Below are 24,429 nucleotides of genomic sequence, written 5' to 3'. Positions count from 1 at the left end.
TGTACTCATGAATGATGTAATGATTTCATTTTGGAACAGGAGAGCACGAACCGGTCTGACCGAAAAAGAAACCAAAGAGATTTATGACGCGGAAAGGCACCATTACAGTACGGATGAGACATTTCACTACGATGAACAGGATGGTCAGAACGATAAACATGAGAACCCCGACTTCAAGGGCGCTAACGATGAACAGGCAATGGCAAGAAAATATACGAGGCATCAGGAGGTTTTTGACGAAATGGAATCTAGGATTGAAGAAGCAATTGATAAACTTCATGACGAACTCCTAGCTTTGATCAATGGAGTTTTGGGTCGAAATTTGGAGATTTCTACCGATTTAGATCGTATGGATAAGTGCTTCGATATAAGCTACACAATTATTCTTGACGACCCAATTTCTACATTCAGACTTTATCATGCAATTATGGAGCAATTTCCGGAAGAAAGCGGATGGACAGTAGCCTTCCTTCCAACTATGGAGGAAATACATACAGACCTTGCTGCACTTAAAGGGCAAGTTGTACCATTTGACCAACAAAGAACTAACCGAAGGAGAGCTAGAAAACTTCCCTCCTTTATTGGTGAAGAGGAATAATCCGAAGTCGAACTTGATTATAATCGCAATACTACTCATGTTAAAAACCCTACCACTACTTCTCACATTCACTGCCTGCCAACCTCAAGTCCTAGACTTGGTGGAGGAGGCAGACCAGTTACCGGGAGTGGAAGTAGCGAGCAAAGAAGTGATTCCCCATCGGCTTGAACCGGTAGGTACTGAAGTGGTAGCGAGGCTTACAAATGTCAGAGAAGAAACCAGGCAATCCTTAAACGGATTCTCAGAAGAAACCGAGCGGACTACAGCCTGTACTGTAGAGCTAATGCTAGAAGACCCCAAACCCAAATTCGCTGTCACTTGCTGGGAATAAAATTAATACCATCTTATGCCCTATTTTACGCCCATCGATGGGCCAAAGAGAGAAGAAATAATAAAAGAAGTTGAGACTGCACAGAGGCACCGTGGGATCTATCGAGGCGTTGATAGTATAAATCAAGCAGACTTCTCTGTTGAAGATGGGCAAGTCTATAGAGTAGTAGACGGCAATAAGATCTTGGAGGGAAGAGTTTACAACATATCAAAAATAAGAGACCGGGTGAAGGACTTAATCTTCATGCAACAGGGAGATTGCGTCGCATTCACAATCAACATGGAAAATGGGGAGAGCATATCGGGGTGGGTAATGGCGATGCTACCCGGCCTCACTCTCACCTCCTGGTGAATAATATTAACTTTAATAATTTAAAATTCTTATGCCCACCCTCACCTGTCCTCGTTGCTCACAAACTTTTGAAATCGATGAGAGAGATCAAGCGTACTACACCAAGCGAGGCGTGCCGGCGCCAAAGTTGTGTCCAAAAGATCGGTTGAAGCGACGGCTTTCCTTTCGAAATGAACGCAAGCTCTACGCGCGCACATGTGACGCCAGCGGGAAGCAAATTGTATCCAATATTCGGCCCGATGCGCCCTTCCCTGTTTTTCACACGGACGAATGGCAAAAACAGGCGCACGAAGTGCCAAAATTGGAGGCATTTGATTTCAATCGCTCGTTCCTTGAACAGTTTAAGGAGCTGTGGCTCAAAGCCCCGCGCATGCACAAGGCCACGGCGGGGAACGAAGAAAATTCTGAGTACAGCAACCACTGCGGAAACTGTCGCAATTGCTACTTTATTTTCAACTCCGAAGAAGACCAAGATTGCATGTACCTGAAATTTGGGGACAAATGCCAGGATTGCGTGGACTGCCACAATATCATCCTTTCCCAGCTTTGCTACGAATGCGTAAATGTAAAAAACTGCTACAACCTCAAATTTTCCGATGACTGCGAAAGTTGCAGTGATGGTGCTTTCCTCCGCAACTGTCGAAGCACCAAAAATTCCATGTTTTGTTACGGACTGGATCATCAGGAATTCTGCCTCTTCAATCAAAAATACAGCAAAGAAGAGTATCAGGAAAAAATCAAAGAGTACCGTTTGGATTCCTACGCGGGGCTGCAAGCGGCAAAAAAAGTGTGGGAAGATTTTTCGGCGCAATGGCCCAAGATGCGTCACATCATTTTGAACTCCGAGAACTGCAGTGGCGAGTCCATTTACAACAGCAAAAACTGCACCGACTGCTATACCGTTTCCAACTGTGAGGATTGCCGCTTCGTGCTCAACAGCGTGGATACAAAAGATTCCTACGACTTCTTTGCTTATGGGATGAAAACAGCACTCATGTATGAAGCCATCACCATCGCGGGCTGTTATGACCTCAAATTCTGCACCTACTGCATGTACAGCAGCAACTTGGAATATTGTGAAAGTTGTTGGGCCTGTGAAGACTGCTTTGGCTGCGTGGGCCTGAAAAAAGCCAAGTTCTGCATCTTCAACAAGCAGTACACCGAAGAGGAATACAAGGCCCTGATCCCCAAAATCAAAGACCACATGATGAAAACCGGCGAATACGGTGAATTCTTTCCGGAAGAATTCTCACACTTCCCTTATGAAGACAGCCTGGCTCAGGATTATTTCCCTGAGGCGGAAGCCCAAAAAACAACGAAGCTGCCCGAAGGGATTTTATCGGTGGAACAAATTCCGGACCTGGTGAGCCAAGTTCAGGGCGACATCACCAGCTTCACCTTCCTCTGCCCCGTTACTCAAAAGGCTTTCAAATTTCAGGGGAACGAAATCAAATTCTACAAAAAGATAAATGTAGCCCTCCCCCGCATGAGCTTTGAAGCCAGGTATAAAAACCGCAATCAGCTGATTCCCTTCCCTTACTGAGGGGATGCTTAACTGAGCTGGGAAACAGATTGGGCGAAAGAAAAGAGTTTGATCATCCCGAGGTGCAGAAAACACGAGCTTTCTATCTACTGAGTGCTCAACGCTCCATTTGACTTTATAGATCAAATATATTATAATGATACTATCTTTGACAGATTAATCTATAACTTAGAATATATGGAAGCTACAAGTCATGACGACTTAGACACTAAAATGAAAGCTGATATGCAAACCACCCGTGAAGCGTTGGATCAGGCAGAGCATGATCTGGCAGTAGCAGGAGACAAGCAGAGACCTGTAGAAGAACGAACAGCATTAGTAGAAAGATATATCCGGTTAATGAAAACGCGCCCTATACATTTGGCGGGTTTCTCAATGGAAGGACCTACCCACCTAATGAGTGCAGGAGTGGATGTAAAGTATCCGACTGAATGGGGAGATATTTTGCGAAGATCAAAGGATATTTCGAGAAAATGGCTCGAATTATTTCAGACTCATGAGACTCCATTAAGTCCTGATCTTGGCGAGCTTCAAGGCTGGGTAGGTCTAAAGCTTGCCAGGCTAAACTTGCCAGCCGTAGACATGTCAAATGGAGCACCAGGAAGGGATACTAATTTCATTGCTCCAGATGGTAGCCTTCGACCTGAAAGACCCTCTGCTGAAGAGGTGCTTGGCAAACGAAAGTATGCTATCTTACTCACTGTTAAACGATACGGGACATGGGCTGCAGTACAGCAATACAATTCAGGGTCAGATTTATTGGCTGTAACCCAAGAGATGATAGACCAGGGCTATCTTAGCTCTAGTGAGGATGGAGAACTCCTTCAAGTAACAGAGAAAACATTCAGCGAGATGGCACTATAGTCTCATTGATCTACCCTCTACTGAGCGCTCTCTTCCAGCTTCACTTGGATGGAAAGGATTTCGCCATCACGCCAGACTTTGAGTGTGATGGTTTCGCCCACCAAATAGCCGGCAATGGCATTGGCGAGGGAGTAAGTGGTGGTGAGCGCCTTGCCCTCCACCTCCAAAATCACATCTTTTTCTTTTAATCCCGCGTCATCGGCAGGGCTGTCTTCCACAACGCCCGGAGCTCCGGCTTTTAGATCTCCAATAATAAGCATCCCACTCTCCGCTTCAATCTGGAACCGTTCTTGAACGGCGGGCGTTACGGGAATGTAACGAACCCCAACAAAAGGCCGTACGATGCGACCAAATTCCTGATACGACTTCACCACCGTGGCAATATCATTGGCAGGAATGGCAAATCCAATCCCGCTGGCCGTAGTATCGATGGCCGTGTTCATGCCCACCACCTCGGCATTCATATTAAGAAGAGGCCCACCGCTATTGCCGGGGTTGATGGCCGCATCCGTTTGAATCAAATTCACCAAATTTTCGCTGCTGCCAAAACCACTGGAAGCAATGATTTCTCGCCCTGTAGCTGAAATAATGCCCACTGTTGTGGTGTTGGAATATTCACCCAAAGCGTTCCCGATGGCCACCACAGGATCTCCAACACTGATTTGATCGGAATCGGCAAAATCCAAAGCAGGGAGGGAACCCAAGCGCTCATCTTCCCCGGTGATCTGAACCAAAGCAATATCATTGAGACTGTCTCTGTCCAAAACCTCGGCATCCAACTGAGTCCCGTCTTCCAAAATCACAATATAAGTGGCCCCATCATCCGCAACCACATGTTTGTTGGTCACCAAGAAACCATCCGGAGTGATGATGAATCCCGTTCCGCTGCTCATCTCCACAAGCTCTCCCTTCACATCCTTAAAAGCCACCACGGAGACAACGGCGGGAGATGCCGCCTCCCACACAGATTTATAAGAACCATTTTCAAAATTAATGACGGTCTCCGCAGGTTCAGGCTCAAATTGCGAAAGAATAAGAAAACTCGTGAGTCCACCGCCAACCGCACCAAAAATAAGGCTAAATAAAGAGGCCAGAATAATGGTGAAATTTTTCATTGAAGTTGCCATAGGTTTTGATTAAAAAGCTCCGGGATTTTAGCACATTTTTTTGCTTTACAAAATAGGTCTATAAAGGCACACTGAAACCGGTTTTCCTTACCTATGAAAAACGCCATCCGCAACCAAATGCGTGAGAAGCGCCAAGCGCTCTCGCCGGCTTTGCATGCGGAAAAAAGTAAAAAGATTCGCGAAATGGTGGAGCAATTGCCGGAGTTCAAAAACGCCAAAAAAATCCTGATTTATGTTTCAATCGGAGAGGAAGTGGATACCCACGAACTCATTAAAGACGCTTTGACCCAAGGCCGAGCCCTTTTCGTGCCCAAAACCAAGCCCGATGGAATTGCGGTCACGCCTCTTAAAGATTGGGCAGACTTGAAGCCGGGGACCTTTGGTGTCCTCGAACCCGAGACTCAAGAAGAAGCGGACCCTCAAGAAATGGACCTCATCATCGTCCCCGGCCTGGCCTTTGATGCTCATGGCCACCGAATCGGCTACGGCAAGGGCTATTATGATCGATTGCTCAAACTCTCGTTGGGCTATACAGTAGGCCTTGCATTCACCGAGCAAATGGTAGAAAAAATTCCCCACGAAGCTCACGATGTTCCCCTCAACCTTGTCCTCACCTCTTAACCCCCCTGCCCCATGACCCATCAGATCAACCCCGCCGTTCTAAAGAACTGGGAAATGCTCGCCATGAACGACCCTGATATTTTTAATGCGATCACCGGGGAAGAAAAACGGGAAATGGAAGGGATCGAACTCATCCCATCCGAGAACTACACTTATCCCGAAGTTTTTGCCGCCAACGGATCCGTGCTCACAAACAAATACGCCGAAGGATATCCCGGCCGCCGCTATTACGGAGGACAAGAATTCACCGATATTGTGGAAAGCCTCGCCATCGACCGTGCTAAAAAAGTATTCCGTTGTGACCATGCCAATGTTCAACCGCTCTCCGGTTCTCCAATGAACCAAGCGGTCTACCTCGCTTTCCTCAAACCCGGCGACACCGTGCTCGGGATGGATCTTTCTCATGGAGGTCACCTCACTCACGGACACCCCGTTTCTCACATGGGAAAAATCTTCAACTTTGTGCGTTACAAAACTCACCCTGAAAAGCAGGGTTGGATTGATCCGGATGAAATCATGCGTCTCGCGCTTGAGCACAAACCTAAAATCATTTTGTGTGGATATACTTCTTATCCTCGTGATATTGATTACAGCATTTTCCGCAAGGCCGCCGATGCGGTGGGAGCCATCACCATGGCCGATGTAGCTCACATTGGGGGACTCATTGCCGGAGGCGTGATGCGAAATCCTTTTGACTACGGTTTTGACATCGTGACCACCACCACGCACAAATCGCTCCGCGGACCGAGAGGAGGAATGATTCTGTGTAAGGAACAATTCGCCAAAGACATCGATAAATCCGTGTTCCCGGGTCTCCAAGGAGGTCCCCACATGCAAACCATCGCGTCCATTGCCGTGACACTAGGGAAAGCGCTGCAACCCGAGTTCAAAGAATACGCCGCTCAAGTGCTTAAAAACGCAAAAGCTTTGGCCGAAACTTTGATGGCCGGAGGCGCCAAACTCATCACCGATGGGACCGACAACCACATGATGGTGGTGGACACCACCGTGAGCTTTGGAGTGGGTGGAACGGAAGCCGAAATCGCTCTCGATAAAGCGGGAATCACCTGCAACAAACAAGTGATCCCAGATGACCCCAATCCACCTCTAAGACCCAGCGGAATTCGTTTGGGAACTCCTTGCGCCACCACCCGTGGCATGAAGGAAGCGGAACTCAAACAAATCGGCGAATGGATGCTCGATGCCCTCAAGCACGCGAATGACGACGCTTACTTGGCCGGCATCAAAACCAAAGTCGTTGAATTCTGCCTCAAATACCCCGTACCGGGGGTGAGCGCATAGCAAAACGGCTTACTTAAGCCACAAATTGAGGCAAAATCTGTGCGCGGGCACAAGTGTTAATTTTCTATGTTTGATTTACACGACAAATCTTTCCTCACAGAAAGCGAAAAAGCTCTCCGCCAAGTTGTGGCTTATAAACCACGGCCGAAAGCTTTAACAAAACGATTTTAGCAAAAGACAAATCGAAAATGCAAGAGTTTGAGAAATTTAGTTCTGCTTAAAGCCTCTCAACAGAGTCGCGACTCTACTTCTCACCTCCCCAAGGAATTTATTCACCGCCCCCGGATCATTATAAGCATGCTCCATATTAACATAAGGCTTATACCCCCATTTTTCCAGATAAGCTGTTTTTGAATCGGGAGATCCTGTCATTTGCACCCATTTAGAGCTTGATTGTGGCCTATAATTTGCTTTAGTGGCCTGATGTTCAACAATAGGATTAGCTGTTATCAAGGAGAAAATAATTCCACGATCAAGAGGATTTCTTGCCAAAGCTTCTTCCTGTAATTTAGCCAAAATTTCTTCAGAGATTCCATTGCCACGAAAAGCGTGCGTCACAATCAGCGTTCCCAGCTCAACAATGGAATTTTTTGGATAACTAGGGTTATCCTGATAATACCGGATTCCACCCATCCCAATAGGCTCCCCCTCAGAGAAAAGGACCACCGTCTCAGGCTGAGCTAGGACATAATGAAGATAGTCAAGAATTTCAGAATCCTTAAGCCCATTCCCTCCTTCCCCCTGCTGAGCCAGAAACTGTTCTTTATAAGAGACAAACAGTGCCTGTGTCTGCCGCTCTTCCAGATGGAGTTCAGCCCCACCATGGCGAATTTCAAATTTTAGTTTTTCGATTCCCATATTTATTTCTTCTTCATTACCACCACCGTGATGTCATCCAAATGCTCACGCGTCCCGATGAACTGCATGACGGCGGCTAAAATGGCATCCTTGATGTGTTCGGCGCTGCCCTCTTTAGCGGATTCCATGGCCGCTTTGAGACGAGCGACTCCATAGCTTTCGCCGTTCTCGTTTTGGGCATCGGGAATACCGTCGCTGTACAGCACAATGAGATCATCTTTTTTGAGAGGAATGTCTCGTTGTTCAAGGTGTGCGGTCACTTCATCCACCATACCAAAGGCCATACCCTGAAGTTTGATTTCATTGAGGCTTTGGGCCTCGGCATCAAAATGAAGCATCGGCAAATGGCCGGCGTTGAGGTAACGAAGCGTGCTACTTTGTTCATCCCAAACCGTGAGACCCATGGTGATGAACATGGTGTTGGAAGATTTTTTTTGAATCACGGCATTCAAACGATCCGCAATCACCATAAGATCAGGCTCCGCGCGGAGCGAATACAAAAGCGCGTTGGAAATGGACGCCATGATTCCGGCCGGAACTCCATGTCCCGTTCCATCCCCAATGTAAATCAGAGTATTTCCATCTTCCATGGGAATAAAGTCATAAGCATCTCCTCCCACTTCCGTGGCAGGAACCAAACCTCCCACCACCTCCAACGAAGGCAATTCCAATTGAGTTTTGGGCAAAAGGTCCACTTGAATTTTGGCGGCCAATTCGAGCTCTTTCGCCACTCGTTCTTTATAAATTTTAGCTTCCAAACTCGCCGCGAGATCCTCCGCCATCTGATTAAAAGTTCCCGCAAGCACTCCGACTTCATCTCGAGTACGAACAAGCACACGAGCAGAAAAATCACCCGCGGCAATCTTTAAAGCCCCGGCCTTAAGTTCCTTAAGCGGCCTAGTGATGCTGACGGAAAGCATAAAGGAAATCATGAGGGTGAGGATGAAGCCCAAGCCCGCAATCACCCCAATTTGGATTTTTGCAGCGAATAAACTCGCTTCCATCGCCTCGTAAGAAACCTGATAAATCACCGCGAAGGCATTATTGGTGGGCACCACAATATTTGTGATTCGCGCTGTGCTGCTGGGCGGTTCCACCGAATCTTCATTGAAGTCGACAAAGGAAATATGCTTATCGGAATCCACTTTCAAATAAACGACTTGCCCATCTTCCAGCAAAAGAGAAGTTTTACCCCCCTGTACCCGTTCCAGCGTTTTTTCATCCAAAACCCGTGGTTCTCCCGAGTATCTTTCTTGATGCTCACCTTTAGAGTCATACAGCAAAGAGCCACTGTAACCGGCAATAGAAATATCGGAAATTTCTTCCGCATGACGAAGCGTATAGTCCACTTGCCGTGTGAATTGGATGAAATTCCCGGGTTGAAGTAAGTCACGATAGGCGGAAACCAAAGGCTCCGCCGTGAACACTGCAAAGGACTGGCTGTTGTCCGAAATACCCTCCGCCAATTCTCGTGTTTTGGCCTCAACCAAAAAGAGACCCAACGCGGTAAACAGAACCACAATCAGGGATCCAAACGCGAGTACGAATTTTGCCTTCAGGCTTCGAAACATGTGCAAACCATAAAATATCTCCTTATTCTACCACATTTTCGATAATTTCTGAAGCCCAAATCTGTCCGTCCAATCTGAAGTCATAATACAAGTCCGGAGAAAGCGCGTAGAGCACCTCAGACTCAAAAAGGGGAAGTACCGTTTGAGTTTCCAGTAAACGCGAAGAGAGCAGTGTCAAAGCCTCCCTTCTTTCCATGGGGTCAAAGAGAGATGCAAGGGCCTCAATATCGCGATCCATCGAAGCATCGGCATAGCCAAAAGCATTGAAGGTTCCATAAGTGCCAACCGGCGAGTGCACAACACCAGTGAAAAAATCCTCTCCATCCGCCAAATCATATTTCCACCCAAAGAAGTAAAAGTCCGAAAGCCCCGTCATGATGAGGTCCTCATATTCTTGAGTCGCTGTGCTTCTCACCGTAACGGCGATATCAATGACGGCGAGATCTTCTTGCACCATTTCACCCAAACTCTCCAAACCCTCAGGAATATCCAAGGTCAGGCTCATTTCCTCAGGAAGTTTATGACGATACTCCCAGGCAAGATCCAAATTTTGGCTTCGCTCAGGAACTTCCGGATCATAACCCGTGATTCCCGTGGCCGCAAACTGCGAACTGGCTCGCAAGTGCCCACCTCCCAATTTTTCCGCGAAATCGCTACCCAACGCATGCCAAACCGCGGCTCGCACATTGGGATCCGCAAAACGGGTATTTTGATTCAAAAACAAAAAACTATTTTCCAGCCCGGGAGCCTCTTCCAAAAGAATTCCATGCTCTGCAAGCTGCGCAGCCCCTTGCGGAGGGACATTGGCCAAAAGTCCGATTTCACCCGAAAGCATGCCTTCAAGCCGATCCTTAAAATCAGGAATATATTGAAGCCGCGCTTCCTTAAAATAAGCCAGAGGACCCCAATAACCCTCAAACCGCTCCAAAACCAAAGTGTCTGAAATAAGTTGTGAAGCACGATAAGGCCCCGTACCCACAGGAAGATCAAAATTCTCATAATCCACCGGCACCATGTTCACAAATGAAAGTTCATTGAGCAAAAGTGGATCCGGCTGATCGGTACGAATTTGAACCCTAAATTCATCTATTTTCTCAACGGAAGCCACGCTGCTCAGCAAAGATTCAAGCTCCGAGCCTTCGTACTCCCGAGCAAGTTGCAAAGAGTAGAGCACCGAATCGGCATTGAAGGCTTGTCCATCATGAAAAACGACACCTTTCCGTAAACGAAAATCCCAAGTTTTCTCATCCAAGCGCCCCCAAGAAACCGCCAAAGCGGACTCCGTATTGAAGGACGCATCAAAACGCACCAGCGGCTCATAAAGATTCACCAAATACTTACGATTTTTAGCTTCATAAGTCAGCGGAGAATAGCTGGAAATCGGCTCCGCATAAGCAATCGTAACACTCTCTCCCGTTCCTCCAGTCAAAAGTTCCTGCGGAGTGCAGGAAGCAAGCAGAAGCGCAAGGATGGGGAGCAGGCGTGAAAGCTTCATCAACAATGATTCTAGTCGTTCTTCTTGAGCACCGCAAGAAATGCCTCTTGAGGAACCTCAACTTTCCCAAACATTTTCATCCGTTTTTTTCCTTTTTTCTGTTTATCGAGCAATTTGTTTTTTCGTGAAACATCGCCTCCATACAAATATCCCGTCACATCCTTGCGGAACGATCCGATGGTTTCTCGTGCAATGATTTTAGCTCCAATGGCCGCTTGAATAGGAATCTCAAATTGAGCTTTGGGAATGATTTCTTTGAGCCGTTTGCAGACCAATCCTCCATGATATTGCGCCGAACTCCGGTGAATAATCACCGAAAGGGCATCCATTTTTTCTCCGTGAACCAAAACATCCAGCCTCACCAAATCCCCCGGCCTAAATTCAATAAATTCATAGCTCATGGAGGCGTATCCGGAGGAAACACTTTTGAGCTCATCATAAAAATCCACCACAATGGAGGCCAGTGGGATTTCATAAATCAAATTCACTCGTTGCTCGTCCAAATACTGCATGTTTTTAGAAAGTCCACGGCGCTCTTGCACCAACTGCATAATGGCCCCCACGAAATCCTTGGGAATCAAAATTTCCACCTTCATCCAAGGCTCACGAATTTCATCAATTTGAGAAGGATCCGGGAGTTCGCCGGGGTTGGAAATCCGCTTCACAATGCCTTTGGAATCTTTCACTTCGTAAGACACGCTGGGGGCCGTAACAATAAGATCCAAATTATATTCGCGTTCGAGTCGTTCTTGCACAATATCCAAGTGCAACAAGCCCAAAAATCCACAACGGAACCCATGCCCAAGAGCACCGGAATGCTCCGGCTCAAAGGTCAAAGCACTGTCGTTCAAACTCAGTTTTTCAAGCGCGTCACGAAGCAAGGGATATCCCTCTCCTTCAATACAAAAAATTCCGGCATACACAAAAGGAACCACTCGTTTGTACCCGGGCAAAGCCTCCGCATCCGTCTCCTCTTTCACATTCACCCCATCTTTTCTCCAAATCGTGTCTCCCACTCGTGCGTCCGCAACCGATTTCATCCCCGTAACAATGTAACCCACTTCCCCACCATCCAGAGCATCCAAAGCCTTGTATTTTGGCTTAAAACAACCCACTTCAATGATGTCACTCACCGCTTTGGTGTTCAAAAATTTAATCTTCTGCCCTCGCTCCAAATGCCCCTCCATCACCCGCACAAAAGCCACAATTCCTTTATAAGGATCATAAACCGAATCAAAGATCAGAGCCTTGGTTTCGGCGGAAGGCCCCACCGATTTTGGAGCGGGCACTCGTTCAATCACGCGTTCCAAAACTTTTTCTACATTGGTCCCCTCTTTGGCAGAAATACAAATGATTTCATCCCGAGAAAGTCCCAAAGCATTTTCAAGCTCAATGGCCCTTCTTTCCGGTTCAGCAGCGGGCAAATCAATCTTATTCAGTACCGGAATGATGGTCAAATTGTGCTCAAGCGCCATGTAGCAATTCGCCAAAGTTTGCGCTTGAATCCCTTGGCTCGCGTCCACCACCAAAATGGCTCCCTCACACGCCGCCAAACTGCGGGAAACTTCATAGCTGAAATCCACATGGCCCGGAGTATCGATCAAATTCATTTGGTACTCTTGCCCCTTATACTTCCAATCCATTCGCACCGGCTGCAACTTGATGGTGATTCCTCGCTCTTGCTCAATATCCATGGTGTCGAGCATCTGCCCATGCTTCATCTCTCTGCGCGTCATGGTCCCCGTGACCTCCAAAAAACGGTCCGCCAGGGTGGATTTTCCATGATCGATGTGCGCAATGATGCAAAAATTTCGTATGTTTTTCATGCCGTGAGAGTCTACCAGGTTTAGCTCCTTGAAAAAAGGCCTGATTTCTGATATACTTAGGAGATTAAAAAACGCATGCAATACAAAATTCCACAAAATGTACAAATCGAAGATAAAATAGTGGGCCCGCTAACCCTCAAGCAGCTCATCATGCTTGGAGTGGGCGGAGGGCTTACCTATGCCATTTATACGATTCTTGCAAGCAAGTATTACATCGAGGTTTGGCTGGTTCCCACCGTCATTCCGGGTCTCATCACCCTGGCCGTCACCTTTCTAAAAATCAGCGGAATCCCTTTTGGAAAATGGTGTCTTTTGATGGTGGAGTACTTTGTGAATCCCAAAAAACGCTCCTTTGTGATGGGGGCCGCTGACAATTACGCCGCCACGCTGTTTGCAGATAAAAGTAAAAAGGTGCAAACTAAAGAAGTCAACTCAGACAAGTTGCTTCGTGACCGTGAACGGCTTCAAAAGATCGGAGAAATCACAAAAACATTGGACGCCTACGGCAAACCCCATCCATCGCTATGAATAAAGTAAAATCCAAAAAAGAGAGCACTCAAATGCATCTCAAAATCGCCGAAATCCACGACAGCACCGTGATTTTAAAGAATGGGGGGCTCCGGAGCGTACTCAAAACCTCCAGCATCAACCTCAGTTTGAAGTCTGAACAAGAGCAAAATGCCGTTATTTACTCCTACCAAAACTTTCTCAACACGCTTGAATTCCCCATTCAAATTGTGGTGCGAAGCAAAAAGTTGGATTTGGACGACTACATCATCAAACTCAAGAAAATTGGCGTCAAACAAGCCAATCCTCTCCTGCAAAAACAAACTTTTGAATACACCGAATACATCAGTCGTTTAGTGGAATACGCCAACATCATGGAGAAACAATTCTTTGTGGTGGTGCCTCAAGAAGCTTTCGGCCAAGAACGCCGTGGATTCTTAAAATCTTTCTTGGAAAATATTTTTCCACAAGACAGCGTGGTTAAAATTCAACAAAGACAAAGACAATTTGAAGAACTCAAAAAGCGCCTCAGCCAACGCACCAACACGGTTCGAGCCGGACTGGAAGGCTGCGGGCTTAAAGTGGAAGAGCTGAATACCGAAGAGCTGATTGAACTTTTTTACGAAACCTACAATCCTCTCACCTCTCGCAGTCAAAAAATAAACCCGGGCGATGAGCTGGCCTTAGAGAAGGATGAAGAGTCTAAAAAGGCTGCCGACACCGTGAAAGCACCCAAGTAGCCCCCTTCTCGATGCCTGACACCCAATCTCCAAACAGAGAAATAGACCCAGGGACAGATGAGGGAATAAAAGAATCCTACGGTGATTTTGATTATCAAAGACCTCCCTTTCCCATCCCGGAAGAAAGGTGGCATGCGGAGCCCGCCTATGCGGAAATCGACGAACGCCCCATGTGGAGAATAGAAGAACGGATTTTTCAGTTTGCCGTTGATCAGATCCAGCTCCCGCCACATTTGGACGAAGATCATCCCCTCAAAGAAAGCGCCATCGCTCTAAAAAATGCCAAAAGAGAGTTGGATCAATCCATGGATACCATGTGGGAAAAATCCGGGAAAGGCGTCCTGAAAAGGATAAGAGACGCTCGAATACAAATGCAAGCCACGGAACTTCTAAGTGTTTCTCCCGAAACCATCATTTCCATCCCTCAAGAGACCCAAGGGTATTCAAAAGAAGAGGAAGATAAAGATAGAGGACATCATTACACAAAAAAAGCGCTGTATTTTCAAAACTTGAGCTGTTTTTTACAACTGCTTTCCGCTTACAAAAAAGAAGAAGATCCCTCTTTTGAAACCGGTATAGAAGACCTCGACGAGTTCATCGAGTGGACGGAAGTGATTCAACTGGGACACCTCTACTATGCGGCCGTGCGCAGTGCGGTACACACCGGAGGCCATAAGCACAACAAGGCGAAGCGCCGAAGAAAGGATGGTCAGCTCACCATGAACCATATTTATTCCGTTTGCGTGGATGTCATCAATGGATACAGTCTGGAATTGGAGATGGAGCCCGATCCGGAAAAGAGAAAGGCCATTTTCAGAAACATGAAGCTTGGAGTAACCGAAGCCGAAGGTCACGATTATGCGGAAGATCATCGGAATCTTGGGATCGGATTCTTAAAACAAAAACTGGCAGAAAAACCGACCTGGGACACCGGAATCCAAGATCGACTGACACGAAAAAGATATCCATCCATATCTGGGGAAACCAATATCATGTATCGAAGAAAAGAAGAAGAAGGGGCTCTGATTTTAAGAGGAATCCAAGCTCTCACCAAACCGGAAGATGAAAAGGACCATCCCGGCTACTTAAAAAGACAAATGCTCCCGCTCCCGGAAGAAGAACGAGAAGTTACGCTAAGAGTTAAGGCTGCAGATCGACTCAATAATCTTCATACATTAAAAATCCAAAAACTCCAAACGCAGATACGAACGGTTTTAGAAACGCCGGACATCATTGAAATGATGGAGGAGATAGAAGAGGGGAAACCCATCTTCATTCAGCGCAAAAATCGATTAATAGAGGAGAATCTTCACTGGTGCAAGGAATTACTAAAAGAAGACAGCTTGGAGTCAGGTGACCGCGAAAGTTTAGAGGGTGTGAGGGCACTCATGCTGCAAAAAGCAGCATAAAAAAAGAGGGCGGTTGTCCACCCTCCTTTTTAAATATCAGAAACTATCGAGTCACTGAAATGGTTTCAGCAAGTTCAGCATCTGGAGCCGCAACCGTTACTCGACCATCCGCATCCACGGCAATCGTGTAGCCGGAAGAATAAGTGGTGCAGTCCGTGTATCCGGCACCGGTGGTGCTGGGATCAAAAGGAATGGCTGTGAGGTAAGTGGGAACAAGGTCCGTACAAATATCGATCTCTGTAGCTCCGCTGCCCACCACCGTTGCGGTAGCAGTGATAGCAGCCGGAAGAGTACCTCGATTCTCAATACCATACTGGTGTACGGCATCTAAAATCGCCAACACATCACTGCTGCGTTGAGAATTGTTGGCCTGAGAAATCTGACGGCCGGGATTAACGGCAATGATCACGATTCCTGCCAAAATGGCAATAATCACGATCACAAGGAGGACTTCAATCAGAGTGAAGGCCTTTTTATGAAGACGGTTCATAGGGCGTGGTTATGAATAATTACTATAAATAAAATTACTCTACCTCAAGCTTTTTGACAAATTTAAATAATCGTCCAGTTGAATCACCGGTAAATTGATCTCCACGGAAGCGTCGTGAGAGAGTTCCCCATTCGGCTCATAAAAATAAACCGTGCTCAAGTAAATCAACATGGCAATAAAAAGAGCCAGAATAATGTAAAATGGTAGAAAAATTTTATCGAACATACAGCTGAAGGGTTAGAACGACATTCTGAGCCAATTGCCCCTGGGGCCCTACCGCAAACTCCAAAGACTTGTATTGAAGGGTTTCAACCCGAACATAGTAAGGAAGGGCCTCCAGCTCTTTTAGAAAAGCGATCAAGTCATTGCGGCTTCCAAAAAATTCCACGCGATAGCGCAGTACGCTCCCCAAATTGTCAGGCTTGGGTGTATCGAGCGACTCCAGGTTCACATCCAAAGCCAAGTTTTGGCCAATGCCCTCAACACTGGAAATAAAATCGATGTATTCTCCTTCAGAATCCGGACGAAGCGTTTGAACATAATCAATGGCATCTTGAGCTCCTTCCGTATAAAAATTCAAACTTTCTTCAAAGTTGGGCTTCACCTCCGCAGCACTCAACAAAAAGATCTCCAAAACCTCAATATCCAAAGCTAATTTTTTGTTGGAAATTCCCAAAATGATGCTCGCCGCAAAAAAGAACAGCATTAAAACCATGCAAACATGGAATAATTTTGGCAACCGATCAATTGTTTTCTGAGCTTGCATAAAAAGGAAGATGAGGAAAATCTAAGAGAATGGAAACCGTGAAAGAAGTGTCGGTTTTTTGGTCGTAAGAAGAAAGAGGAATATCAAAGTCCTTCACAAACTCAGCCGCCTCCAAATTGTCCTGCAAGGCAAGAAGCGCCTCTCGACTGGTGGAAATCCCTGTGATCTCCACAGAAAGACTCTCGTCTATAAAATCAATCGCCAAAACTTGAACCTGGCTCGGGATCAGTTCCAGGACATCTTCCAAAACGAGAGGCAAAGAGATAAGGGTTTGATCGATTTTCTTTAAAGCCGTAACCTCCTTGTTGAACTCGGTAAGCTCTTCTTTGACACCAATGTACCGGGTTCCAAACAATGTTTTTTCAATACCGGATTTCTGAATTTCAAGATTCAAGCGAGAAAAAGAGAGCTGGCGATTTTGATAAAAAACCGAAGAAGTAAAAAAGGCGGCACAAAGCGTCATGAGAAGAGAGCTCGCACCCATAATGAGCGCCAACCTTTGTTGAGAAAAATGTGCTTTGAGGGTGTCCGGAATGAGATTGAGCGCTCGCCCCGACCCATAAAGAGCCCTGAGCGCCACTCCAATGGCATCCGTAAAATAAATGGAATAAGGCACCTTCCCTCCATATTTCTCGGGGTCGGATGCAAACTTTTTATCATCAATAATCAACCTGGATTTAGGATCTCCAATAAGCACGGTCTTCCCTACAAAAGTCTCCTTAGCCCGCTCATAAAATAAAGGGAGGTTCGAGAACTCTCCGGTAAAGAGCAGGCCCTTTAAGTTTTTTTCTTCAAGCCCGAGGGTTTCTTTAAGTATGGTCTGCACTTGCTTGTAAGCCTCCTCAATAAAGGCATTCAGATCGGGTTGAAAGCGCTCCTCTGTTTTATGCTGCTCCCAGTTGGCCCACAGTTCATCGGAAGACAGAGAAAAATTGCGACTCAAAGTTTGGATAAGATCCTCAATACCCCCGTTGATGCTCACGAATTTCTGAATGACAGATCCATTTAAGAACAAATAATTGGTGGCCAAAGCTCCGAGTTCAACCACCATGGTGGTTTCCTCAGGAACCAATTTATAAGCCAAAGCGTTTTGCAAGGCCTCCGGCTGTATGCCAAAAAGAACAGATTTAAAGCCAAGCTCATTAAAAAGTTTCAAGTATTGATCCGCGGAAACTTTTGGGGTGGCGGCAAACAAAACACTCTGCCCGTCATCCTTATGTTTTTCAAGAATAGTGAAGTCCCAATACACCTCCGCCGCCGCGTATGGCAAAATATTTTCAACCTCCACGGGAATGAGTTTCCTCAAATCCGAGATCGATAAATTTGCGGGAAAGTGAAAAATGTGAATAAAAGTGACTTGAGTCGGTAAAATAAGCGCAATTTCTTTAGATCGTGCCGGGTTGGGGTTGGCCTCCTTCAAAAGCTTCTTAAGGAGTTCTTTAAGCTCTTCTTCTTTTTTTATTTCTCCATCTTGAATATAACCCTCCGGAATCGTTAAACGATTGTACGCCTCTAAAGAAAACTTTTTGCCTCTTTTCTTCAATTCAACAAACTGCACAAGGTGATCATGCAGGTCGATGCCCAGAATATTTTTGGAGAATAGGAACATGAGGCGAGGTGAATCAATACTACACTAAATTTCTTCCCAAGTTAAAAGTTCATTGTTGTAAATTTGTCCGTTTTGAGTGATGGAAACGGTGGCTTGAAAGCTCTGACTGTACTCCAGAAAATCCACCGTCACCAAAACCGTCTTGGGATTGGCGCCGCTAACGGTCACCGAACAAGTGGTGTCTTCATCCAAAGAAAGAGTAGTGGTGGTAAAAGCCGCGTCCTGCTCCGTACGAAGCAAGGCTTCCTCCAAACAAGCTTCCGCACCATAATAGCTGATCTTTGAGGAATCAAAGTTGAAAGATTGATCCGCATTGGAGAGGCCCGATATCGAAGTTGCCACCAAAAGGAGCAGCGTGAAAGCTGAAATAATCAGAATACTAATGAGCGCAACGGAAGCTTGTGGATTTTTCATGGACGAAGGGAAATGGTAAAGTGAAGAGAAAGGTCTGCATCAATATTTGCGAGGTCGGAGGGCACCGTGAAGATGGCGTCCACCTGAATTTGATCCGGAGTTTTATCATAAGTGATCCGATGGAACCGTAAAGAAGTAACCTGAAGCAAGGAGGAATGTAAAGCCTCCGCGGCTCCCGCCCCCTCTTGCATAAAAATCTGCCCGTTCGAGACGGAGAACACCGTAGGGTTCGATTCCACCTCACTCATGGTGAGAGTCAAAATTCCGGCATCCGCATCAAAAACACTGTTTGCCCCATCCACCTCCTCCGCCGTCAAAAGAGCGGTTTTCATATTCTCTTCCACAAAGGAAGATTGTGCCTCAAGTTCATATAAACGAGAAGTCAGTTCACTGAGATTAACAATCTGAATCGCAAAAGAAAACGCTGCCGTTAAAAACACTCCAAAAATAGTGAAGTAAACAAGGATTTCAATGAGAGTAGTGGCGGAGCGATTCTTCATGGGTTGTAATTAACAGAAAAACTTTCCAAAGCGGGCGTCGAAACTCCATCAGAAGTCATGGTGATTTTTACTTGGATAAATCGATTTCCGCTGCGAGCAGGATCCAAAACAATCACGGTGGGAGAAGTGGTATAAGAAGTGGCAGAGGTTCCGTCGCTCCCAACCCAAGTGGCGGAAGAGAGTGCGGCGGAGGAATTGGCGGTACGCAGTTGAAAACTGATAGAGCCCGTCATCGGCACCGTGGCCTCCCATTCAATAAAATTAAACCGCGTATCCACACTTCCGGTGTCCAAAGCCTCTGAAGTAAAGGTACCGGGGCTGGCCAATTCAACATTCACGGTGTCTCGAATCACCAAGCCCTCATTGGCGGTATCGATGCTCAAGAAAACCCTGTCCGCATTGGTATCCACCCCCGTCCCCTTCCCGGAAAGATCCGCATAATAGGTGATCTCCGGCCCCAGCGGGGTACTCACATTCAAGACCGCCAAAGCATTGTTTGTGACATCCGTGGGCGCATACAAATACCCCCCTTCGACTTTAAGATCTTGTACACTGCCACCCACATTCATTGAAGAACTTAAAGTGGGACTCAAGGGATTGCTCAAATTAATAACTTTTAAAGAACTGGTGGCACTGTCCGTACCCGCATAAAGAACCGACGAATAGTATTCCAAGGCGTACGCTCTTCCAGATAAATTGAGTGAGGCAACAGAACTCATGGAAGATGGATTGGAAATATCCACCACCCGAAGCGTCGAGGAAGCGTTATCGATTCCAATGTAAGCATAATTGCCATTGATCTCCACTGTCCTTGTCGCGGCACTCGGGTTGTATGCTCCCAAAAAGACGGGGTTGGAGGGACTGCTGATATCGTAAGCCACAAAACTGTTGCTGCTTTTTTCGACCCCCATGAAAAGGGTATTCCCGCTCACAAAAGGCTGATTCCCATAACCTCCAAGGTTGATTTGCCTCACCAAATCCGGATCATCCGGATCCGAAACATCCACCACCGCCAAGCCCTTGCTCGAGCTTTGAACTCCAATATAAAGGTAATTTCCACTCTTCACTAAAAACCGTCCCTTCCCTCCTATGTCGACTTCCTTCTCATCAAATTCATCGTCACAATTCTCACTTTCCGCTTCACCCAAGGCGGACATGTCCGCCGTAATAAGCCCACTCCCTGAGTTCCCGGTAGTGAAATACGCATAATCATCCGCCATCACAATATCGGTTCCGTGAGACCCCGCCTCCACCGAACAAAAAAAGTCACTTTGCCCTTCCACCAGGGTGAGTTCAACGGTGCAGTTGTCCGCTGGAGGAGCAATACTGGCCAAAGCACTGGTGTCCGTAAAGGTCCCACCGGCAAATTCGGTACAAGTGGTTTGCATCCATTCATCTCCGGTCCAATTTGTAAGATAAGTGACCAAAGAAATAGATTTTGGGAACAAAGCTTTCCAATTCCAATCCACCGTAACTGTCACTTTTTTGGTCTCCGGATCCAAAGCTCCCATAGGAACAATATCTCCGTTTCCATCCCTATACACATCTTCAACCAAAACGGTTCGTTGATAGTAGCCATCGATGGTTTCCGGAGCTGCTCCCAAAGACCAAGTATCCGAAGAGAAGCTCAAGCCATAAGAGCCAGCGACAAGATCCAAATAGTTGCGATCTCGAATATTTCGAGCGGCTTCAATCCCCTCCTCCGCATACAGCAGGGCTTCATTCTTGAGTTCCACCTGCACCGCACGGGAAGCGGTATCCAAAGAGAGGTAAACCATCCCCGTTGAAAACAAAGAAAATACAAAAATAGCGAGCAAGATCTCAATGAGAGAAAATGCTTTTATAGAAGTCAAAAATCTGCGCTTTTTAGTAATCAAGGATGCCATTGGCGTAAATCGTTATTAAAACCGTTTCACCGGTGGAAAGAGAAGTAAAGTTAAGTGATCCATAAGTATCGGTCTCCCCATATGGAATCGTAAAAATAAGGTCTGAACCTCCCCCATTGAGTGCAATATTTTGGATCTCAATCGTGGGAGGAAGCTCCACCAGAATATTCAGCGGATCCAGTGGATCATAAACGGCTCCGGAAAAAAGCGTGTAAGAATCCGATTCCACACGAACCCCGTGAGCAAGCCCATGCTTACCACTCGCGGCATCACTTTGTGCAAGCCGCACATAAGAAACAAACGAATCGGCCTGACCATGAAGATCAGCCCTCAGCTGAGACACTTGAGCATAAAGAACAGCAAGTCCAAACGACAATCCCATGATGGTAAAGACCAAAAGCATCTCGAGTAAGGTGAAGGCTTTTTTCATCGAGAAAGAAGATTAGGCAACTGGTAAATCGGTAAAATAATCGAAATCGCCACGCCTCCAACCATGAGGCCCATGAAAACCAACAGAATGGGTTCGAGCAAAACCGTTAAATTACGAGTAAGGCCATCCACATTCCGTTCATACAAAAGGGCCAATTGCTTCATGGTGGTCTCCAAACTTCCGGTTTTCTCTCCCACATACAGCATTTTAACCGTTAAAATGGGGAAAAGTTTTTCCTCTCCTTCAAAGGCCTCCCCCAACTGCCCACCTTGTTCCACTTTAGCCGCGGAATTCTGAACGGCCTCTTGATACAAACTGTTGGTCATCATTTTTGCAATGACATTCAAGGCCTTTGTAATCGGCATCCCCGCTTGTAAAAGAGAAGTGAGGGTGCGCGCAAATCGTGCCAAACTGGCATAGCGCAAAACCTTACCAAAAACAGGCAAATGCAAGGCGATCCAATCGCGAGAATGCTTAAGGGCCTTCCACTTGAGCAGAAACACCACAAAACCCGTAAAAAGGATGGCCGCCAGTAAGGTGAGAAGCGGCTGAGCCGTAAGCAAAGAGCTGAACCCAATGAGGAACCGGGTTGGCAGCGGAAGCGTGATGTCAAAAGAAGTAAAAATATCCGTAATTTTAGGCATGATGAAAAACACGATTCCAAGCGTTAGAAGCAAAGTGATGCCCATGATCACAGCGGGATAAATAAACGCTGAAATCACCTTTTTCCGGAGTTCATATTCTTTGTCGAGCTGTTCGTCCAAATAATCCAAAATTTGGTCGAGGGTTCCACTTTTTTCCCCCGTCTCAATCATATTGATGAACAAATCAGAAAAAATAGTGTCGTAAGGTTTCAGACTTTCCGAAAGAGATTGTCCCGCCCTCACGCTCCGTTGAATACTTTCATACATTTGGCGATTTTTGGCCTGAACCGTTTGAGACGCCAAAATTTGAAGCGCCTCCGTAATGGTGATGCCCGCACGAAGCATGGTGGCAAAGTGCTTTGTAAAAAGAAGTTTTTCCTCAAAACTCAAGTGAGGCCTATCCCAAAATGGCTGTGACCCTCGTTTAAGTTCTCGAATAGAAATGACCGTATGCCCCAGCTCCGTAAGCTTTTTAATGGCATCGTGCTCCGTTTCAGCCTCAAGAACCCCTTTGGCCTCGGGCCCCAATTTATCTCCAAGCTTGTATTTAAAAGATTTGGCCATAATTAAAGTTAAGAGCGCATCACTCGAAGCACTTCTTCAATAGTCGTGATTCCTTGCAAGACTTTGATCATTCCATCCACAAACATCGGCACCATCCCCTCTTTAACGGCCACGGCTTGAATGGCGGTGGGCGATTCATTATCCAAAATCTTCTTTCGAATCTCATCAGAAATTTCCATCACTTCACAAATAGAGGTTCGTCCCTTAAATCCACCCGTACAAGCCTCACAACCGGTGCCCTTGTAGAGGGTAAAGGTTCCATCTTTAGCTTCCTGAATCCCCGAGAAGATTTGTTCCAGATTCTCCTTAACATTGGATTTTTTCTCGAGTTCCTTGAGCTGATCGATGCGAAGCGTATAGGGCGTCTTACATTTCTCACAAATTTTACGGATCAATCGCTGAGCAATCACCATTTTGGCAGTCGCCGAGACCAAAAAGCTCTCCACATTCATTTCGAGCAATCGTGGCAATGTAGAGGCGGCATCATTGGTGTGCAGCGTAGCCAAAACCAAATGTCCGGTGAGCGCCGCATTGATGGCGGTGCTGGCGGTTTCTTCATCACGAATTTCCCCCACCATCACAATATCTGGATCCTGACGAAGCAAAGACCTCAGCCCATTGGCAAAAGTAAGGTTGGTCTTGGGATTAACCTGCGTTTGGTTGATCCGATCGAGATGGTATTCAATAGGATCTTCAATCGTAGAAATATTGACCTCGGGAGTGTTGAGGATTTTTAAGATAGAATACAAGGTCGTGGTTTTACCGGATCCCGTAGGCCCCGTCATAAGCACAATCCCATTCGTTTTACGGATATTATTTTTAATGATTTCCAAGTTTTTGGGCGTATAGCCAAACCCGGCCAAATCCAATTCCTGCCGTGAAGAAGTAAGCAAACGAAGCACGGCCTTTTCCCCATCGTAAGTAGGCAAAATAGAAACACGCAAAGTGATCTCATTCCCTTCAAGAGTAATCTTAAATCGCCCATCCTGCGCCGCACGGTGTTCATCAATTCGAAGTTTCGCAAGCACCTTAATGCGAGTGATGATGAGATCGGAAATAACAATAGGAAGTTCCGCAATGGTGTGTAAAATGCCATCAATACGGTAGCGCACCACAAAAAGATTTTTATGGCTCTCCAGATGAATGTCCGAAGCCTCACTTTGATAAGCAAGCAAAATCACCGTATCCACAATCTGGGAAGCATCCTTTAAGGATTCCAATTTCTTGGTGTCCGTCAACGCCCCCTGAAGCAAGGTATCCAGCTTATCGTTCACATTTCGGTTATAGACCTTCAAAGAAGCTTGCAGATCTTTTTTAGTGGCGTAATGGGGCAGAACCTTTAAGCCCGTTTTGTTTTCCAAAAAATTAATGAGCTCATAATCATGAGGATTGTTGAAAGCCACCAAAAGCTCACCCTCTTTGCGTTCAAAGGGCAAAACAAACTGATGGGAAGCCACCAGATAAGGTACCATCAAGAGCAAATCATCAGAAACTGGCTTGTCCTTCAAAGAAATGAAGGGGACTTCATAGATTTCTGCAATCACTTTTCCCAAAACCTCCTCCGAAAGCACTTCCCGCTCAAAAAGAAGATTCTCCAAAGACCCTCCTTGTGTTTTGAGGGAAGATTGAAGTTTTTCCAAAACTTTGGCATCAACAAGCCCTTTTTCGATGAGCTTACCGGCAAGCAAATCATCACGAACGGCCATTTGTTTTGTTTTTATCTTATTTAAATCTGCTAATTATAGCACAAAAAAGAGGATTTTGGAACCTCCTTTATCAAATCAAAGGAACTTCCCTCACAAAAAAAAGCGGCTTAGTTCAGGTATCGCCCTACTCTCCCATCACTAATTGTGACAGTACGATCGGCGAAGAGGAGCTTAACTGCCGTGTTCGGAATGGGAACGGGTGTGACCTCCTCTCTATAGATACCTGAACAAAACCGCTTTTTAACTTGGCGAGGCCAAGACTTTATTCTCTCAAATT

Annotated in this window: 21 protein-coding genes and 1 rRNA gene; 10 read left to right on the top strand and 12 right to left on the bottom strand. The window is 46.2% G+C overall.

The features are described from left to right. The first annotated feature begins 7 nt into the window (after positions 1–7). From WC777_05390 to WC777_05370, 5 genes are all read left to right on the top strand, one after another. Positions 8–598, top strand: coding sequence for a hypothetical protein (locus WC777_05390; protein ID MFA6024605.1), 591 nt, complete (start codon positions 8–10; stop codon positions 596–598). A 37-nt stretch (positions 599–635) separates the two neighbouring features. Continuing rightward, positions 636–929, top strand: coding sequence for a hypothetical protein (locus tag WC777_05385; protein MFA6024604.1), 294 nt, complete (start codon positions 636–638; stop codon positions 927–929). A 15-nt stretch (positions 930–944) separates the two neighbouring features. After that, positions 945–1,304 carry a hypothetical protein gene (locus WC777_05380; protein ID MFA6024603.1) on the top strand — a complete coding sequence of 120 codons (360 nt, stop codon included), beginning with the start codon at positions 945–947 and terminating at the stop codon, positions 1,302–1,304. A 7-nt stretch (positions 1,305–1,311) separates the two neighbouring features. Then, positions 1,312–2,835: a hypothetical protein gene (locus tag WC777_05375; GenBank protein MFA6024602.1), complete on the top strand. Its 1,524-nt coding sequence runs from the start codon at positions 1,312–1,314 to the stop codon at positions 2,833–2,835. Positions 2,836–3,000: 165 nt separating this feature from the next. Next, complete coding sequence (locus WC777_05370; protein ID MFA6024601.1) at positions 3,001–3,687, top strand: hypothetical protein; 687 nt, start codon at positions 3,001–3,003, stop codon at positions 3,685–3,687. A gap of 17 nt (positions 3,688–3,704) precedes the next feature. Here the strand turns inward: WC777_05370 and WC777_05365 are convergent, their stop codons facing one another. Next, entirely contained in the window at positions 3,705–4,814 is a 1,110-nt protein-coding gene (locus WC777_05365; protein MFA6024600.1) for a trypsin-like peptidase domain-containing protein, read from the bottom strand. A gap of 93 nt (positions 4,815–4,907) precedes the next feature. On the opposite strand from WC777_05365, the gene WC777_05360 reads away from it, so the two are divergent. Together WC777_05360 and glyA are read left to right on the top strand one after the other, a co-directional pair. Next, positions 4,908–5,435, top strand: coding sequence for a 5-formyltetrahydrofolate cyclo-ligase (locus tag WC777_05360; GenBank protein MFA6024599.1), 528 nt, complete (start codon positions 4,908–4,910; stop codon positions 5,433–5,435). A 12-nt stretch (positions 5,436–5,447) separates the two neighbouring features. After that, positions 5,448–6,737, top strand: coding sequence for a serine hydroxymethyltransferase (gene glyA / locus WC777_05355; GenBank protein MFA6024598.1), 1,290 nt, complete (start codon positions 5,448–5,450; stop codon positions 6,735–6,737). 207 nt (positions 6,738–6,944) lie between these two features. On the opposite strand, the gene WC777_05350 is transcribed toward glyA, so the two are convergent. From WC777_05350 to lepA, 4 genes are read right to left on the bottom strand one after another with little or no spacing between them, the layout of a single operon-like run. Continuing rightward, positions 6,945–7,595: a GNAT family N-acetyltransferase gene (locus tag WC777_05350; protein ID MFA6024597.1), complete on the bottom strand. Its 651-nt coding sequence runs from the start codon at positions 7,593–7,595 to the stop codon at positions 6,945–6,947. Positions 7,596–7,597: 2 nt separating this feature from the next. Further along, on the bottom strand, positions 7,598–9,166 hold the full coding sequence (locus WC777_05345; protein ID MFA6024596.1) for a SpoIIE family protein phosphatase: 1,569 nt from the start codon (positions 9,164–9,166) through the stop codon (positions 7,598–7,600). Positions 9,167–9,188: 22 nt separating this feature from the next. Continuing rightward, positions 9,189–10,661: an ABC transporter substrate-binding protein gene (locus WC777_05340; GenBank protein ID MFA6024595.1), complete on the bottom strand. Its 1,473-nt coding sequence runs from the start codon at positions 10,659–10,661 to the stop codon at positions 9,189–9,191. Positions 10,662–10,672: 11 nt separating this feature from the next. After that, entirely contained in the window at positions 10,673–12,487 is a 1,815-nt protein-coding gene (gene lepA, locus WC777_05335) for a translation elongation factor 4 (GenBank protein ID MFA6024594.1), read from the bottom strand. Positions 12,488–12,562: 75 nt separating this feature from the next. Here lepA and WC777_05330 point away from each other — a divergent pair, with 75 nt between their 5' ends. The 3 genes from WC777_05330 to WC777_05320 are packed head-to-tail and all read left to right on the top strand — an operon-like array spanning position 12,563 to position 15,143. Continuing rightward, entirely contained in the window at positions 12,563–13,024 is a 462-nt protein-coding gene (locus WC777_05330) for a PrgI family protein (protein MFA6024593.1), read from the top strand. Then, entirely contained in the window at positions 13,012–13,734 is a 723-nt protein-coding gene (locus WC777_05325) for a hypothetical protein (GenBank protein MFA6024592.1), read from the top strand. Before WC777_05330 ends, WC777_05325 begins: the two co-directional genes overlap by 13 nt. 11 nt (positions 13,735–13,745) lie before the next feature. Next, positions 13,746–15,143: a hypothetical protein gene (locus WC777_05320; GenBank protein MFA6024591.1), complete on the top strand. Its 1,398-nt coding sequence runs from the start codon at positions 13,746–13,748 to the stop codon at positions 15,141–15,143. Between the two features lie 43 nt (positions 15,144–15,186). Here the strand turns inward: WC777_05320 and WC777_05315 are convergent, their stop codons facing one another. The 7 genes from WC777_05315 to rrf all read right to left on the bottom strand — a co-directional run bounded on the left by WC777_05315 (position 15,187) and on the right by rrf (position 24,379). Next, on the bottom strand, positions 15,187–15,633 hold the full coding sequence (locus WC777_05315; protein MFA6024590.1) for a type II secretion system protein: 447 nt from the start codon (positions 15,631–15,633) through the stop codon (positions 15,187–15,189). Between the two features lie 62 nt (positions 15,634–15,695). Next, positions 15,696–18,008 (bottom strand): pilus assembly protein PilM, encoded by a 2,313-nt coding sequence (gene pilM, locus WC777_05310; protein ID MFA6024589.1) that lies wholly within the window; start codon positions 18,006–18,008, stop codon positions 15,696–15,698. 24 nt (positions 18,009–18,032) lie between these two features. Further along, positions 18,033–18,422, bottom strand: a complete 390-nt coding sequence (locus WC777_05305) for a hypothetical protein (protein ID MFA6024588.1) — start codon at positions 18,420–18,422, stop codon at positions 18,033–18,035. A gap of 430 nt (positions 18,423–18,852) precedes the next feature. Beyond that, positions 18,853–20,808, bottom strand: coding sequence for a hypothetical protein (locus WC777_05300; GenBank protein MFA6024587.1), 1,956 nt, complete (start codon positions 20,806–20,808; stop codon positions 18,853–18,855). 15 nt (positions 20,809–20,823) lie between these two features. Continuing rightward, positions 20,824–22,446: a type II secretion system F family protein gene (locus tag WC777_05295; protein ID MFA6024586.1), complete on the bottom strand. Its 1,623-nt coding sequence runs from the start codon at positions 22,444–22,446 to the stop codon at positions 20,824–20,826. Between the two features lie 8 nt (positions 22,447–22,454). Beyond that, the gene (locus tag WC777_05290) at positions 22,455–24,152 is read right to left on the bottom strand and encodes a GspE/PulE family protein (protein MFA6024585.1); all 1,698 of its coding nucleotides are present in this window, start codon (positions 24,150–24,152) and stop codon (positions 22,455–22,457) included. A 111-nt stretch (positions 24,153–24,263) separates the two neighbouring features. Continuing rightward, positions 24,264–24,379: ribosomal RNA gene (gene rrf, locus WC777_05285) — 5S ribosomal RNA — on the bottom strand. Positions 24,380–24,429: the final 50 nt, after the last annotated feature.

It is taken from the genome of Candidatus Gracilibacteria bacterium (assembly GCA_041661045.1).
Classification (GTDB): domain Bacteria; phylum Patescibacteriota; class Gracilibacteria; order UBA1369; family 2-02-FULL-48-14; genus 2-02-FULL-48-14.
This window is presented reverse-complemented; position numbering and strand designations above follow the sequence as displayed.